General features: G+C 53.3%; 15 protein-coding genes. 11 read left to right on the top strand and 4 right to left on the bottom strand.

Annotation, left to right across the window (positions count from 1 at the left end; translation table 11 throughout):
- Positions 1 to 18: 18 nt before the first annotated feature.
- The 11 genes from nusA to KCG39_RS15450 all read left to right on the top strand — a co-directional run bounded on the left by nusA (position 19) and on the right by KCG39_RS15450 (position 14,011).
- Positions 19 to 1,506 (top strand): transcription termination factor NusA, encoded by a 1,488-nt coding sequence (gene nusA, locus KCG39_RS15500; protein ID WP_004125657.1) that lies wholly within the window; start codon positions 19 to 21, stop codon positions 1,504 to 1,506.
- Between the two features lie 24 nt (positions 1,507 to 1,530).
- Positions 1,531 to 4,221, top strand: a complete 2,691-nt coding sequence (infB, locus tag KCG39_RS15495; protein WP_004125655.1) for a translation initiation factor IF-2 — start codon at positions 1,531 to 1,533, stop codon at positions 4,219 to 4,221.
- Between the two features lie 91 nt (positions 4,222 to 4,312).
- Positions 4,313 to 4,714, top strand: coding sequence for a 30S ribosome-binding factor RbfA (gene rbfA, locus KCG39_RS15490; protein ID WP_004106092.1), 402 nt, complete (start codon positions 4,313 to 4,315; stop codon positions 4,712 to 4,714).
- A complete protein-coding gene (gene truB / locus KCG39_RS15485; protein ID WP_004125653.1) occupies positions 4,714 to 5,658 on the top strand; it encodes a tRNA pseudouridine(55) synthase TruB in 945 nt (314 codons plus the stop codon). Before rbfA ends, truB begins: the two co-directional genes overlap by 1 nt.
- 147 nt (positions 5,659 to 5,805) lie before the next feature.
- A complete protein-coding gene (gene rpsO / locus KCG39_RS15480) occupies positions 5,806 to 6,075 on the top strand; it encodes a 30S ribosomal protein S15 (protein WP_002918244.1) in 270 nt (89 codons plus the stop codon).
- Between the two features lie 241 nt (positions 6,076 to 6,316).
- The gene (gene pnp / locus KCG39_RS15475) at positions 6,317 to 8,455 is read left to right on the top strand and encodes a polyribonucleotide nucleotidyltransferase (RefSeq protein WP_004125649.1); all 2,139 of its coding nucleotides are present in this window, start codon (positions 6,317 to 6,319) and stop codon (positions 8,453 to 8,455) included.
- 107 nt (positions 8,456 to 8,562) lie between these two features.
- The gene (nlpI, locus tag KCG39_RS15470; RefSeq protein ID WP_004125647.1) at positions 8,563 to 9,447 is read left to right on the top strand and encodes a lipoprotein NlpI; all 885 of its coding nucleotides are present in this window, start codon (positions 8,563 to 8,565) and stop codon (positions 9,445 to 9,447) included.
- Positions 9,448 to 9,547: 100 nt separating this feature from the next.
- Positions 9,548 to 9,628, top strand: coding sequence for a protein YrbN (gene yrbN / locus KCG39_RS15465; RefSeq protein ID WP_085903200.1), 81 nt, complete (start codon positions 9,548 to 9,550; stop codon positions 9,626 to 9,628).
- The gene (locus tag KCG39_RS15460) at positions 9,621 to 11,582 is read left to right on the top strand and encodes a DEAD/DEAH family ATP-dependent RNA helicase (protein WP_004125646.1); all 1,962 of its coding nucleotides are present in this window, start codon (positions 9,621 to 9,623) and stop codon (positions 11,580 to 11,582) included. The genes yrbN and KCG39_RS15460 overlap by 8 nt, the downstream gene beginning before the upstream one ends.
- Positions 11,583 to 11,726: 144 nt before the next feature.
- A complete protein-coding gene (gene mtr, locus KCG39_RS15455) occupies positions 11,727 to 12,971 on the top strand; it encodes a tryptophan permease (RefSeq protein WP_004125645.1) in 1,245 nt (414 codons plus the stop codon).
- Positions 12,972 to 13,069: 98 nt separating this feature from the next.
- Positions 13,070 to 14,011, top strand: a complete 942-nt coding sequence (locus KCG39_RS15450) for a LysR family transcriptional regulator (protein WP_004125642.1) — start codon at positions 13,070 to 13,072, stop codon at positions 14,009 to 14,011.
- Here KCG39_RS15450 and KCG39_RS15445 read toward each other — a convergent pair.
- From KCG39_RS15445 to KCG39_RS15430, 4 genes are all read right to left on the bottom strand, one after another.
- The gene (locus tag KCG39_RS15445) at positions 13,974 to 14,405 is read right to left on the bottom strand and encodes a HutP family protein (RefSeq protein ID WP_004125640.1); all 432 of its coding nucleotides are present in this window, start codon (positions 14,403 to 14,405) and stop codon (positions 13,974 to 13,976) included. The two genes, KCG39_RS15450 and KCG39_RS15445, sit on opposite strands and share 38 nt — an antisense overlap.
- A gap of 43 nt (positions 14,406 to 14,448) precedes the next feature.
- The gene (madM, locus tag KCG39_RS15440) at positions 14,449 to 15,219 is read right to left on the bottom strand and encodes a malonate transporter subunit MadM (protein ID WP_004139827.1); all 771 of its coding nucleotides are present in this window, start codon (positions 15,217 to 15,219) and stop codon (positions 14,449 to 14,451) included.
- Complete coding sequence (gene madL, locus KCG39_RS15435; protein ID WP_049112244.1) at positions 15,219 to 15,614, bottom strand: malonate transporter subunit MadL; 396 nt, start codon at positions 15,612 to 15,614, stop codon at positions 15,219 to 15,221. The genes madM and madL overlap by 1 nt, the downstream gene beginning before the upstream one ends.
- Before the next feature lie 267 nt (positions 15,615 to 15,881).
- Positions 15,882 to 16,100, bottom strand: coding sequence for an acyl-CoA carboxylase biotin carboxyl carrier protein subunit (locus KCG39_RS15430; protein ID WP_004125634.1), 219 nt, complete (start codon positions 16,098 to 16,100; stop codon positions 15,882 to 15,884).
- Positions 16,101 to 16,128 lie beyond the last annotated feature (28 nt).

The following is a 16,128-nucleotide window of genomic DNA, read 5'->3' as shown; positions in this document are numbered from 1 at the left end:
TTGAGGTGAAAGGCCCCGATGAACAAAGAAATTTTGGCTGTTGTTGAAGCCGTTTCCAACGAAAAGGCGCTGCCGCGTGAGAAAATTTTCGAAGCGTTGGAAAGTGCGCTAGCAACGGCTACCAAGAAAAAATATGAGCAAGAGATCGACGTTCGCGTAGAAATCGATCGTAAAAGCGGTGATTTCGACACATTCCGTCGCTGGCTGGTTGTGGAAGAAGTGACCCAGCCGACGCGCGAAATCACGCTGGAAGCTGCGCGCTACGAAGATGAAAGCATGAATCCTGGCGATTACGTCGAAGACCAGATTGAATCTGTTACCTTTGACCGTATCACTACGCAGACCGCCAAGCAGGTTATCGTACAAAAAGTACGTGAAGCCGAACGCGCGATGGTGGTCGATCAGTTCCGTGAGCACGAAGGTGAAATCATCACGGGCGTAGTGAAGAAAGTGAACCGCGACAACATTACGCTGGATCTGGGCAACAATGCTGAAGCCGTGATCCTGCGCGAAGACATGTTGCCTCGTGAGAACTTCCGTCCGGGTGACCGTATCCGCGGCGTACTGTACGCAGTTCGTCCGGAAGCGCGCGGCGCGCAGCTGTTCGTGACTCGCTCCAAGCCGGAAATGCTGGTTGAACTGTTCCGCATTGAAGTACCGGAAATTGGTGAAGAAGTTCTCGAAATTAAAGCGGCTGCACGCGATCCTGGCTCTCGTGCCAAAATCGCTGTTAAAACTAACGACAAGCGTATCGATCCGGTTGGCGCCTGCGTCGGTATGCGCGGCGCGCGCGTTCAGGCTGTCTCGACTGAACTGGGCGGCGAGCGTATTGATATCGTGCTTTGGGACGATAACCCGGCTCAGTTCGTGATTAATGCCATGGCTCCGGCTGACGTCGCATCTATCGTGGTAGATGAAGACAAGCACACCATGGATATCGCAGTAGAAGCGGGCAACCTGGCGCAGGCCATTGGCCGTAACGGTCAGAACGTACGTCTGGCATCTCAGCTCAGCGGCTGGGAGCTCAACGTCATGACCGTTGACGACCTCCAGGCTAAGCATCAGGCCGAAGCCCATGCAGCGATTGATACCTTCACTAAATATCTTGATATTGATGAAGATTTCGCCACGCTGCTGGTTGAAGAAGGTTTCGCCACTCTGGAAGAACTGGCCTATGTGCCAATGAAGGAACTGCTGGAAATCGACGGTCTGGATGAAGCGACCGTTGAAGCACTTCGTGAGCGGGCGAAAAACGCGCTGACCACGCTGGCGCTGGCCAAAGAAGAGAGCCTGGGAGATAGCAAACCTGCCGACGATCTGTTGAATCTCGAAGGTATGGATCGCGCTCTGGCATTCACCCTGGCCGCCCGTGGTGTTTGTACGCTGGAAGATCTCGCCGAGCAGGGCATTGATGATCTGGCTGATATCGAAGGCTTGACCGACGAGAAAGCCGGAGAACTTATCATGGCCGCTCGTAATATTTGTTGGTTCGGCGACGAAGCGTAATAAACTGTAGCAGGAAGGAACAGCATGACAGATGTGACCATTAAAGCGCTGGCCTCAGAGATTCAGACCTCTGTGGATCGCCTGATACAGCAGTTTGCTGATGCAGGGATCCGCAAATCGGCTGATGATTCTGTGACCGCGCAAGAGAAGCAAACCTTGTTGACGCACCTGAACCGTGAACACGGCTCGGCGCCCGACAAGCTGACGCTGCAGCGCAAAACGCGCAGCACGTTAAATATTCCGGGTACCGGTGGAAAGAGCAAATCGGTACAAATCGAAGTCCGCAAGAAACGCACCTTTGTGAAACGCGATCCGCAAGAGGCCGAACGCCTTGCCGCGGAAGAGCAGGCGCAGCGTGAAGCGGAAGAGCAAGCCCGTCGTGAAGCTGAAGAATCAGCCAAACGCGAGGCGCAATTAAAAGCTGAACGTGAGGCCGCAGAACAAGCGAAACGTGAACTCGCCGATAAAGCGAAACGTGAAGCCGCGGAAAAAGACAAAGTGAGCAATCAACAAACCGACGATATGACCAAAACCGCCCAGGCTGAAAAGCAACGCCGCGAAAACGAAGCTGCGGAGCTCAAGCGCAAATCGGAAGAAGAAGCACGCCGCAAACTTGAAGAAGAAGCGCGCCGTGTAGCGGAAGAAGCACGCCGTATGGCTCAAGAAAATGAAAAGAACTGGACTGAAGCGCCAGAAACTCCTGAAGAGACCACTGACTATCACGTAACGACTTCTCAGCATGCGCGTCAGGCTGAAGACGACAACGATCGTGAAGTTGAAGGCGGTCGTGGCCGTGGACGTAATGCGAAAGCAGCGCGCCCGGCTAAGAAAGGCAACAAACACGCTGAATCGAAAGCCGATCGTGAAGAAGCCCGTGCGGCCGTTCGCGGCGGTAAAGGCGGTAAGCATCGTAAAGGTTCTGCTCTGCAGCAAGGCTTCCAGAAGCCGGCTCAGGCGGTTAACCGTGATGTTATCATCGGCGAAACCATCACCGTTGGCGATCTGGCCAACAAGATGGCCGTCAAAGGTTCTCAGGTCATCAAAGCGATGATGAAGCTGGGCGCCATGGCGACGATTAACCAGGTCATCGATCAGGAAACCGCGCAGTTGGTTGCCGAAGAGATGGGCCACAAAGTTATCCTGCGTCGTGAAAACGAGCTGGAAGAAGCGGTAATGAGTGACCGTGACACCGGCGCTGCGGCTGAACCGCGCGCACCGGTTGTGACCATCATGGGTCACGTTGACCACGGTAAAACCTCTCTGCTGGACTACATTCGTTCAACGAAAGTGGCCTCTGGCGAAGCGGGCGGCATTACCCAGCACATCGGTGCGTACCACGTTGAAACCGATAACGGTATGATCACCTTCCTGGATACCCCGGGTCACGCCGCGTTTACTTCTATGCGTGCTCGTGGTGCGCAGGCGACGGATATCGTGGTTCTGGTCGTGGCGGCAGACGACGGCGTGATGCCGCAGACTATCGAAGCTATCCAGCACGCGAAAGCGGCGCAGGTACCTCTGGTCGTTGCGGTGAACAAAATCGATAAGCCGGAAGCGGACCTTGATCGCGTTAAAAACGAGCTCTCTCAGTACGGCGTTATGCCGGAAGAGTGGGGCGGCGAAGCGCAGTTCATCCCTGTATCCGCTAAAGCCGGTACCGGTATTGACGATCTGCTGAATGCTATCCTGCTGCAGGCTGAAGTTCTGGAGCTGAAAGCGGTTCGCAACGGTATGGCGAGCGGCGCGGTGATCGAATCCTTCCTCGATAAAGGTCGTGGTCCGGTTGCAACCGTTCTGGTACGCGAAGGTACGCTGCATAAAGGCGACATCGTCCTGTGCGGTTTCGAATACGGTCGCGTTCGTGCGATGCGTAACGAACTGGGTCTGGAAGTGCTGGAAGCGGGTCCATCTATTCCGGTGGAAATCCTCGGCCTGTCTGGCGTACCGGCTGCCGGCGACGAAGTGACCGTCGTGCGTGACGAGAAGAAAGCGCGTGAAGTTGCGCTGTATCGTCAGGGCAAATTCCGTGAAGTTAAACTGGCTCGTCAGCAGAAATCTAAGCTGGAGAACATGTTCGCCAACATGACCGAAGGCGAAGTTCACGAAGTGAACATCGTCCTCAAGGCGGACGTTCAGGGTTCTGTGGAAGCGATCTCCGACTCCTTGCTGAAACTGTCTACCGACGAAGTGAAAGTGAAGATCATCGGTTCCGGCGTAGGTGGTATTACCGAAACCGACGCAACCCTGGCGGCCGCATCCAACGCGATTCTGGTTGGCTTTAACGTTCGTGCTGATGCATCTGCGCGTAAAGTTATCGACGCGGAAAGCCTGGATCTGCGCTACTACTCCGTCATTTACCATCTGATCGACGAAGTGAAAGCTGCGATGAGCGGCATGCTGTCTCCGGAACTGAAACAGCAGATCATCGGTCTGGCTGAAGTGCGTGATGTGTTCAAATCGCCGAAATTCGGCGCCATCGCGGGCTGTATGGTCACCGAAGGTACGATTAAGCGTCACAACCCAATCCGCGTTCTGCGCGACAACGTGGTTATCTATGAAGGCGAGCTGGAATCCCTGCGCCGCTTCAAAGATGACGTAAACGAAGTCCGTAACGGCATGGAATGTGGTATCGGCGTTAAGAACTACAACGACGTTCGCGTCGGCGATATGATCGAAGTGTTCGAAATCATCGAGATTCAACGTACCATCGATTAATCGTTTAGTAGGCCGGGGAAGCGCAGCGCCACCCGGTTATACAAAATTAAAGGGGGCCGCGTGGCCCCCTTATTTGTCTGGAGAATTTATTATGGCGAAAGAATTTGGTCGCCCGCAGCGCGTGGCCCAGGAGATGCAAAAAGAGATCGCAATCATCCTGCAGCGCGAAATTAAAGACCCGCGTCTGGGCATGATGACGACCGTTTCAGGCGTTGAAATGTCCCGCGACCTGGCCTATGCCAAAGTGTTTGTGACCTTCCTGAACGATAAAGACGAAGCCGCCGTGAAAGCGGGCATCAAGGCTTTGCAGGAAGCGTCTGGTTTTATTCGCTCGCTGCTGGGCAAAGCGATGCGCCTGCGTATCGTGCCGGAACTGACGTTTTTCTACGATAATTCGTTAGTCGAAGGGATGCGCATGTCGAATCTGGTGACCAGCGTGGTGAAACATGACGATGAGCGTCGTGTGAACCCGGACGACAGCAAGGAGGACTAATGAGTCGTCCTCGTCGTCGCGGCCGCGATGTGCACGGCGTTCTGTTGCTGGATAAACCGCAAGGCGCATCCAGCAATGACGTGTTGCAGAAAGTCAAACGGCTTTATAATGCCAACCGGGCAGGGCACACGGGGGCGCTGGATCCGCTGGCGACCGGTATGCTGCCGATTTGCCTCGGGGAAGCGACAAAGTTTTCCCAGTATCTGCTCGATTCTGACAAGCGCTACCGCGTGATTGCAAAGCTCGGACAGCGCACCGATACCTCTGATGCCGATGGTCAGGTGGTGGAAGAGCGTCCGCTGACTTTTAGCCCAGAGCAGCTGGCAGCCGCGCTTGACGGCTTCCGCGGCGAAACTCAGCAGATACCCTCGATGTATTCGGCGCTGAAATACCAGGGGAAAAAGCTGTACGAATATGCCCGACAGGGGATTGAAGTACCGCGTGAATCCCGGCCGATTACGGTATACGAACTGCTATTTATTCGTCATGAGGGTAGCGAGCTTGAGCTGGAAATCCACTGCTCGAAAGGCACCTACATTCGCACGATTATTGATGATTTAGGCGAGAAACTAGGATGCGGCGCGCACGTCACTTTCCTCCGTCGCCTGGCGGTCAGTAAATATCCTGTCGAACGAATGGTGACGCTGGAGCAGCTGCAGGCGCTGGTCGAACAGGCCAATGCGCAGGATATTCCCGCCGCCCAGCTGCTGGACCCGCTGCTGATGCCGATGGACAGTCCGGCTTCGGATTACCCGTTGATTAATATTCCGGAAACCTCAGCCGTCTACTTTAAAAACGGTAACCCGATTCGTACATCGGGCGCGCCGCTGCAGGGACTGGTTCGCGTCACGGAAGGTGCGGAAGAGAAGTTTCTTGGTATGGGGGAAATTGATGATGAAGGCCGCGTTGCGCCTCGTCGTCTGGTGGTTGAATACCCTGCCTGAGCGCTTTCCTTGCGATAAAAGGCTGCTGCGAGTAGAATATCGCCGCTTAACGCTCGCCAAAGTGATTTAACATTTGCGGGCGTTATATCAGGGGTTGCTGAATTAGAGATCGGCACCCTTTCTTTCTTTTAATTTTGGAGTTCGAAAATGTCTCTAAGCGTTGAAGCTAAAGCAAAAATCGTTTCTGAGTTCGGTCGTGGCGAAAACGACAGCGGTTCTACTGAAGTTCAGGTTGCACTGCTGACTGCACAGATCAACCACCTGCAGGGTCACTTTGCAGAGCACAAAAAAGATCACCACAGCCGTCGTGGTCTTCTGCGCATGGTTTCTCAGCGTCGTAAACTGCTCGACTACCTGAAACGTAAAGATGTTGCACGTTACTCTGCGCTGATCGAGCGTCTGGGTCTGCGTCGCTAATTCTGCGAGTTTCAGAAGAAGGGGCCTCACGGCCCCTTTTTTCGACCGGGCGGCAGCAATTCATTAAAAACTCATGTATTGTTGCTATTAATGATCTTCATGCAGAGGTTCGCGCGGCTAATGAGAGGCTTGACTCGCAGGGGCGGGTAAAGGTTGTCATTAGTCGCGAGGATGCAGAAGATCGGGTCATACGATGTCTTATCGTGGATTTGACATCATCTATAGATATAAGGATAGAATTTTGCTTAATCCGATCGTTCGTAAATTCCAGTACGGCCAACATACCGTAACCCTGGAGACCGGCATGATGGCGCGCCAGGCAACTGCCGCCGTTATGGTTAGCATGGATGACACCGCGGTATTCGTTACCGTTGTGGGCCAGAAAAAAGCGAAACCAGGCCAGGATTTCTTCCCGCTGACCGTTAACTATCAAGAGCGTACCTACGCTGCAGGTAAAATCCCGGGTGGTTTCTTCCGTCGTGAAGGCCGTCCGAGCGAAGGCGAAACCCTGATCGCGCGTCTGATTGACCGTCCGGTTCGCCCGCTGTTCCCGGAAGGTTTTGTCAACGAAGTTCAGGTTATTGCGACCGTGGTTTCCGTTAACCCGCAGGTTAACCCGGATATCGTCGCGATGATTGGTGCTTCCGCAGCCCTGTCCCTGTCTGGTATTCCGTTCAACGGCCCAATTGGCGCCGCTCGCGTTGGTTATATTAATGACCAGTACGTGCTGAACCCGACCCAGGAAGAGCTGAAGTCCAGCAAACTGGATCTGGTTGTTGCAGGCACCGAAGCCGCAGTACTGATGGTTGAATCCGAAGCTGAACTGCTGAGCGAAGACCAGATGCTGGGCGCGGTTGTGTTTGGTCACGACCAGCAGCAGGTTGTTATTCAGAACATCAACGACCTGGTGAAAGAAGCCGGTAAACCGCGTTGGGACTGGCAGCCGGAAGTGGTTGATGCGGCGCTGAACGCGCGCGTTGCCGCGCTGGCTGAATCTCGCCTGAGCGATGCTTACCGTATCACCGACAAACAAGAGCGTTATGCTCAGGTTGACGTGATCAAATCTGAAACTATCGCAACCCTGGTTGCGGAAGATGAATCCCTGGACGCTAACGAACTGGGTGAAATCCTGCACGCAATCGAGAAAAACGTGGTTCGTAGCCGCGTACTGGCCGGTGAGCCGCGTATCGATGGTCGTGAAAAAGATATGATTCGTGGTCTGGACGTTCGTACCGGCGTTCTGCCGCGTACCCACGGTTCCGCACTGTTTACCCGTGGCGAAACTCAGGCGCTGGTTACCGCGACGCTGGGTACCGCACGTGATGCGCAGAACATCGATGAGCTGATGGGCGAGCGCACGGATTCCTTCCTGTTCCACTATAACTTCCCTCCGTACTCCGTAGGCGAAACGGGAATGGTTGGTTCTCCGAAGCGTCGTGAAATCGGTCACGGTCGTCTGGCTAAACGCGGCGTCCTGGCCGTTATGCCGACTATCGAAGAGTTCCCGTACACCGTTCGCGTGGTTTCTGAAATCACCGAATCTAACGGTTCCTCCTCCATGGCTTCCGTCTGTGGCGCTTCTCTGGCGCTGATGGACGCAGGCGTGCCGGTGAAAGCCGCCGTTGCGGGTATCGCAATGGGTCTGGTGAAGGAAGGCGACAACTTCGTCGTACTGTCTGACATTCTGGGCGATGAAGATCACCTGGGCGATATGGACTTCAAAGTAGCGGGTTCCCGCGAAGGTATCTCTGCTCTGCAGATGGATATCAAAATTGAAGGTATCACCAAAGAGATCATGCAGGTTGCTCTGAACCAGGCTAAAGGTGCGCGTCTGCACATCCTGGGCGTGATGGAACAGGCGATTAACGCGCCGCGCGGCGATATCTCTGAATTCGCACCGCGTATCCACACGATCAAAATCAGCCCGGACAAAATTAAAGACGTCATCGGTAAGGGCGGTTCCGTTATTCGTGCGCTGACCGAAGAAACCGGCACCACTATCGAAATCGAAGACGACGGTACCGTGAAGATCGCGGCAACCGACGGCGACAAAGCGCAGCACGCGATTCGTCGTATCGAAGAGATCACCGCTGAGATCGAAGTTGGCCGTATCTATAACGGTAAAGTGACCCGCATCGTTGACTTTGGCGCGTTTGTTGCCATTGGCGGCGGTAAAGAAGGTCTGGTCCACATCTCTCAAATCGCCGACAAGCGCGTTGAGAAAGTGACCGACTATCTGCAGATGGGTCAGGAAGTGCCGGTTAAGGTACTGGAAGTTGACCGTCAGGGCCGTGTCCGTCTGAGCATCAAAGAAGCAACTGAACAAACTCAGCCTGCGGCTGCGCCGGAAGCTCCGGCTGCCGAACAGCAGGGCGAGTAAGGTTGCCGTTTGCCCTCCGCATAGCGGAGGGCGCATTACGGGCAGGACGCCCTGTTTGCAGCCGGGGAACTGGACGTTCATCCAATCGTTGTCTTCGGGAGTGGGAAATGAAGCCTTTTTTGCGCTGGTGTTTCGTGGCGACAGCTCTCACGCTGGCAGGATGCAGCAACTCTGCCTGGCGTAAGGACGCAGTCCTCGCGGTGCCATTGCAACCGACTTTGCAGCAAGAAGTGATTCTGGCGCGCATGGAACAAATTCTTGCCAGTCGGGCTTTAACCGATGACGAACGCGCACAGCTTTTATATGAGCGCGGAGTGTTGTATGATAGTCTCGGTCTGAGGGCATTAGCGCGAAATGATTTTTCACAAGCGCTGGCAATCCGACCGGATATGCCTGAAGTATTCAACTACTTAGGCATTTATTTAACGCAGGCAGGCAATTTTGATGCTGCCTATGAAGCGTTTGATTCTGTACTTGAGCTTGATCCAACTTACAACTACGCGCACTTAAATCGCGGCATCGCCCTGTATTACGGCGGTCGTGCTAAGTTAGCGCAAGATGATCTGCTGGCGTTTTATCAAGACGATCCCAATGATCCTTTCCGAAGCCTGTGGCTTTATCTCGCTGAGCGTCAGCTCAATGAGAAGCAGGCGCTTGAAGCACTGAGACAGCGCTTAGACAAGTCGGATAAAGAACAATGGGGATGGAACATTGTCGGGTTCTACCTTGGCGACATTAGCGAAAAAGAGCTAATGACCCGCCTGAAGGCAGACGCAACGGATAACACCTCGCTCGCTGAGCATCTCAGTGAAACCAACTTCTATTTAGGTAAGTACTACCTAAGTCTGGGGGACAAGGACAGCGCTACGGCACTGTTCAAACTGGCGGTCGCAAACAACGTTCATAACTACGTTGAGCACCGATACGCATTGTTGGAATTATCGCTCTTGGGCCAGGAGCAAGATGACCTGGCAGAATCGGACCAGCAATAGCTGACGAACACATCAGCCTTTTTTTGATTGCCATCACCTTTGCGGGTGAGGGCGTTGTTGTTCGTTAATACACCTACTTTGAGCCGGTTCACACTTTTCAATGAAAATTACCGTAAATTTTCACGATGAGTTATGTAGACTGGCCGCCATTAATTTTGAGGCACACGTACTACATGGCTGAATTCGAAACCACTTTTGCAGATCTGGGCCTGAAGGCTCCCATCCTTGAAGCGCTTAACGATCTGGGTTACGAAAAACCATCTCCGATCCAGGCTGAGTGCATTCCGCATCTGCTGGGCGGCCGCGACGTTCTGGGTATGGCCCAGACGGGTAGCGGTAAAACCGCAGCGTTCTCTTTACCGCTGCTGAACAACATTGATCCTGAGCTGAGAGCACCGCAGATTCTGGTGCTGGCGCCGACCCGCGAACTGGCGGTACAGGTTGCTGAAGCAATGACGGAATTTTCTAAACATATGCGCGGCGTAAACGTGGTTGCCCTCTACGGCGGCCAGCGTTATGACGTGCAGCTGCGCGCGCTGCGTCAGGGACCGCAAATTGTTGTTGGTACCCCGGGTCGTCTGCTGGACCACCTGAAACGCGGTACGCTGGATCTCTCTAAGCTGAGCGGTCTGGTTCTGGATGAAGCTGACGAAATGCTGCGCATGGGCTTCATCGAAGACGTAGAAACGATTATGGCGCAGATCCCGGAAGGTCATCAGACCGCTCTGTTCTCCGCTACCATGCCGGAAGCGATTCGTCGTATTACCCGCCGCTTTATGAAAGAGCCGCAGGAAGTGCGCATCCAGTCGAGCGTAACGACTCGCCCGGACATCAGCCAGAGCTACTGGACTGCTTACGGTATGCGTAAAAACGAAGCGCTGGTGCGTTTCCTGGAAGCGGAAGATTTTGATGCGGCGATTATCTTCGTTCGTACCAAAAACGCGACCCTGGAAGTTGCCGAAGCGCTGGAGCGTAGCGGCTATAGCAGCGCTGCGCTGAATGGCGACATGAACCAGTCCCTGCGTGAGCAGACCCTGGAGCGTCTGAAAGACGGTCGTCTGGATATCCTGATTGCGACCGACGTTGCGGCCCGTGGCCTGGACGTTGAGCGTATCAGCCTGGTGGTTAACTACGATATCCCGATGGATTCTGAGTCTTACGTTCACCGTATCGGCCGTACCGGTCGTGCGGGTCGTGCTGGCCGCGCGCTGCTGTTCGTTGAGAACCGCGAGCGTCGTCTGCTGCGCAACATCGAACGCACGATGAAGCTGACCATTCCGGAAGTTGAACTGCCGAACGCAGAACTGCTGGGTAAACGTCGCCTGGAAAAATTTGCCGCGAAAGTTCAGCAGCAGCTGGAAAGCAGCGATCTGGATCAGTACCGCGCGCTGCTGGCGAAAATCCAGCCGTCTGCCGAAGGTGAAGAGCTGGACGTGGAAACGCTGGCCGCAGCGCTGCTGAAAATGGCTCAGGGCGAACGTCCGCTGATCCTGCCGCCGGATGCGCCTATGCGTCCTAAGCGCGAGTTCCGCGACCGTGACGATCGTTTTGAGCGTCGTGGCGACCGTAACGACCGTGGCCCGCGCGGCGATCGTCCTGAACGCAGCGGCGAAGATCGTCCTAAGCGTGAACGTCGTGACGTTGGCGATATGGAACTGTACCGGATTGAAGTGGGCCGTGATGACGGTGTTGAAGTTCGTCATATCGTTGGCGCAATCGCCAACGAAGGCGACATCAGCAGCCGTTACATCGGTAACATCAAACTGTTTGGTTCTCACTCCACCATCGAACTGCCGAAAGGTATGCCGGGCGAAGTGCTGCAGCACTTTACTCGTACCCGCATCCTGAACAAGCCGATGAACATGCAGCTGCTGGGTGATGCTCAGCCGCGTCCTGAGCGCAGCGGCGAACGTCGTGGCGGCGGAGAGCGTCGTGAAGGCGGTCGTAGCTTCGGCGGCGGTGAACGTCGTGAAGGCCGTGGTTTCGGCGGCGAGCGTCGCGAAGGCGGTCGTAGTGAAGGTCGTCGTTTCAGCGGCGAACGTCGTGAAGGCGGCCGCGCGCCGCGCCGCGATGATGCTTCAGCTCCGCGTCGCGATGACTCCGCAGGTCGTCGTCGTTTCGGTGGCGATGCATAATTAGCGTTTCCGCTAACGTAAAGTAAACGATACAGCCCCGATCTCAACGATTGGGGCTTTTTTTTATTTTCTTTGTACTCGTGTACTGGTACAGTGCGTCACGTTGATAACAACAAAAGTATTTTCGACTGGAGATTTCGGCAAATGGCGACACTTACCACTACGGCAACCCGACCGTCCTTGTTTGGCGGCGTAGTGATTATTGGCGGGACGATTATTGGGGCGGGCATGTTCTCACTGCCGGTTGTGATGTCCGGCGCGTGGTTCTTCTGGTCTCTGGCGGCGCTGGTTTTTACCTGGTTTTGTATGCTTCACTCCGGGTTAATGATCCTCGAAGCGAACCTGAATTACCGGATTGGCTCGAGCTTCGATACTATTACGAAAGATCTGCTCGGCAAAGGCTGGAATCTGCTTAACGGCGTGTCGATCGCCTTTGTACTTTATATTCTGACTTACGCCTATATCTCTGCCAGCGGCTCGATCCTGCACCATACGTTTAGCGAAATGTCGCTGAACATACCGGCAAGGGCGGCAGGTTTTGGTTTTGCCCTGCTGGTGGCGTTTATTGTCTGGCTGAGTACCAAAGCGGTGAGCCGCATGACGGCCATTGTGCTGGGAGCTAAGGTCATTACCTTCTTTCTGACCTTTGGCAGCCTGTTGGGACACGTCCAGCCGAGCACCCTGTTTAACGTGGCTGAACAAAATGCCTCGTATATGCCCTATCTGCTGATGACGCTGCCGTTCTGCCTCGCGTCCTTCGGTTATCACGGCAACGTGCCGAGTCTGATGAAGTACTACGGTAAGGATCCGCGCACTATCGTTAAATGCCTGGTTTACGGCACGCTGCTGGCGCTGGGTCTGTACGTAGTGTGGCTGCTGGTGACGATGGGCAATATCCCTCGTCCGGAGTTTATCGGTATCGCGCAGAAGGGGGGCAATATTGATGTCCTGGTCCAGGCGCTCAGCGGGGTACTGAATAGCCGGAGTCTGGATCTGCTGTTAGTGATCTTCTCAAACTTTGCCGTAGCCAGCTCATTCCTTGGCGTGACGCTCGGCCTGTTTGATTATCTGGCGGATCTGTTCGGGTTCGACGACTCCGCGCTGGGACGCTTTAAAACTGCGATTCTCACCTTTTTCCCGCCAATGGTGGGCGGCCTGCTGTGGCCGAACGGGTTCCTCTACGCGATCGGTTATGCGGGTCTGGCAGCGACCATCTGGGCGGCAATCGTACCAGCGCTGCTGGCTCGCGCATCGCGTAAACGTTTTGGTAGCCCATTGTTTCGCGTTTGGGGCGGAAAGCCGATGATTGCTTTGGTCCTGCTGTTTGGTCTGGGTAACGTGATTGTGCATTTCCTGTCGAGCTTTAATGTATTACCCACCTATCAATAATTGAATTTTCCGCTGAGCCAGATTTAACGATCTGGCTCAAAAAATATTTTCTTTATTTCTCTTACTATAAATATTGTCTTGAATAAGGGAATATTTATATGCTGAATAACGATATTACTCTGCGGAAGCTCGAGATTTTCCTTAGCTATATGGAGTCGATGAACATATCAAAAACTGCAGAGCTAATGAACATTTCATCCGTTAGCGTTCATCGCGCGCTTCATTCGCTGGAAGATAATTTACGCTGTCCTTTGTTTACCCATAATGGCCGCAATCTTTATCCTTTACCTGGCGCATGGGTTATGCAAAAGGAAGCGCGGGAAGTCATTAATGCATTGGAACGCTGTATTTATCTTACTCGCAAGGCTTCGGGGTACCATTCTCAGGTTTTACGGTTAGGGCTACTTTATTCGTTAGTGTTAAAAACTGCACCGCAAATTGTTCAGGGTTTGAAAAAACGCTGCCCGGAACTGACCATTGAATTTATCATGAATTCTAATAAAAAATTATTAGAAGCGCTTAATGAAGAGAAGATTGATGCGGTTCTGATATCGACTCCCGATGATTACAACATCCAGTTATTTGAGACATGGACCATATTCTCTGATTCCATCTACCTTGCGGTTCCGGTAACCGAAGCGGATAGCTTATCGACCCCCGTAGATTTACGGCATCTGCAAAATAAAAAGTTTATTGCCTTGAGCGAAGGCTTCGCGACCTGGAGAGGATTTCAGGAGGCCTTTCAGATTGCTGGATTTACGCCCGACATCACCGTCCGGGTACATGATGTTTTTTCACTGATGAGTATGGTGAACGCCGGCATGGGCTATACCTTAATCCCGGGGCGGATGAGCGGCCTGTTTAGTAACGGCATTCGTCTGCTGCCGCTGCAGGAGCCCTATAGAATGGAACAGGAAATTTCGCTGGTTTTCCCACGTAGTCAGGAAAATCATCCGGGTCTGCTGTCTTTGCTAGCCGAGTGCCGTATGTACGCCAGACAGCTTATGATGGAGAAAAGCGAGACAGAGAAAACCCCATAAGCTCATGACTCAATCGCTGATAGACCACGCTTTCGCCGTAGATAGCGACGGCAAGCCACTTTGGATTACTGACTAAGGCTATCTTGATTCTCATCCGGTCGCCGTTGATGCTGTTTGCTAAAGCATGGGTCAGTGCCTGGTGGCTGACCTGGCATAACGTAAAAATGGCCGACTCCTGGCGCGTAATTATCTGATGCTTAAACGCGCAGCCGATGATACAGCGCTGTAGCTTATTTTTTAATTCATCCGACGTCCCGGTCATAAAAACAAAACCCACCTTATGTTCGGGCTTATCCGCTAACAGCTTCTGGCGAAAATTATCTTCGTCTTCTTGCGTACAAAGTGAGGCCAGAAGCGCGATTTGCCCTGGTTTCATGCGCTGAAATGAATACATTGAACATCCCTTGCGCCTGCTGCATAACAGCAGGCGATCGTCATTAAAAGAAGGGGGTTAAAGAGAGATAGAGGGCCGAAGGGGCCAGCAGACAGCCAAGGCCGGTATAAAAGGTTGCCGTCATTGCGCCATAGGGAACGAGTTTCGGGTCCGTGGCCGCCAGACCCGCGGCGACCCCGCTGGTGGAGCCCATTAGCCCGCCGTAGACTATAGCGGCGGCAGGCGAGTTCAGGCCTGCGGCTTTCGCTACCAGCGGCGTTAAGATCATGACGGCAATAGACTTAATCACGCCAGCGGCGATGCTCAGCGCGATAACATCCGAGCTTGCGCCAAGCGCTGCGCCGGTTACCGGGCCGACGATAAAGGTTACGGCCCCCGCGCCAATGGTCGCCATGCTGATGGCGTCGGTATAGCCAAAAGCCCAGGCGACAATTGCTCCGAGATAAAAAGAGAGCACCGTCGAGATAACCAGCGCCAGCGCGCCGGCCATACCGGCTTTTTTCAGCTCTTCAAGCTTAACGCCGAAGGCGGTGGAAATGATGGCGAAATCGCGGAACATACCGCCGCCCATCAGCGCAATACCGCTGAACAGGCTGATATCGGCCAGACCTTTTTTACCGCCGGTCAGTTCCCCGCCAAGCCAGGCCAGCAGCAATCCGGCGACGATGGCAATAGCTGAGCTGTGTATCTTGCCGCGAAGCAGATGTGTTGAGATCCAGCTTGCGGCCCAGCATACGATACCCACCACGACAAAAGCGGTAATCAAACCGTTGCTGGTGAAGCTACCGGTTAAAATCTTTGTCAGCTGTTCCATTACTTACACTCCTCGCTAACGGTGGAGCTTTCCTGATGGCCGTGACCGCCGATTTTGCTCAAAGGTTTAATCAGCAGAAAACCAATAAAAACGGCGCCAACGCCGGCAATCAATGCGACCGGACCGCCTTTAAGGGCGGCGATAACGTTCTGGTTTGCCGACATGGCGACGACAATCGGGATATACATTGCATTCCAGAAACCTACTCCCTGTTCTGCAGGCTTTGAGAGCAATCCTTTATCCACTAATTTTTGTGACACGATAACTAAAAACAGCATCGCGAAGCCGATGCCGCCGATATTGGCGGAAATACCCAACGCCATGCCAAGAAGATCGCCAACGATTAGCCCGGCGAACATGCACATTCCCATTAACATCAATCCGTAAATAATCATGATGTTTCTCTTTGTCTATCCATACTAAAAGCGAATTACACAAAGCGGGTTGATAATGCCCGCGTTGGAGAAATGACAAAAAATAAATCAGCGGCTTTTAGCATAGCGCGTTTTTATTTGCGGACATTCGTAAGAACACAGGTTTGCTCAGTCACTATGATTTATCATATCAGCAAGCAAAATGCTTACTGATATGACATTAACATAGAAATAATCTCACAATAGAATGTCGCATTGTTTTTTTAATTAAATGCGTGTTGACTCACTTTACTCTGCAATAATTTCAAATAACACCATGCCTGGGTTGACGCGGTCTCCGGTATTGAGCGCCAGAGTTTTTATTATACCCGCCTCCGGCGAGGCGACCGGCATTTTCATTTTCATGGCTTCGAGCACAATCACCACCTGGCCTTTTTCAATTTTATCTCCGGCAGAGGCTTTTACTTCATCGACCACACCCGGAACTTTTGATTTAACTTCAGACATATTAGATTCCTTTTTGATATATTAAACA

This window comes from Klebsiella pasteurii, assembly GCF_018139045.1.
Classification (GTDB): domain Bacteria; phylum Pseudomonadota; class Gammaproteobacteria; order Enterobacterales; family Enterobacteriaceae; genus Klebsiella; species Klebsiella grimontii.
Note: the sequence above shows the minus strand (reverse complement) of the source record. Positions and strands in the feature narration are given on the sequence as shown.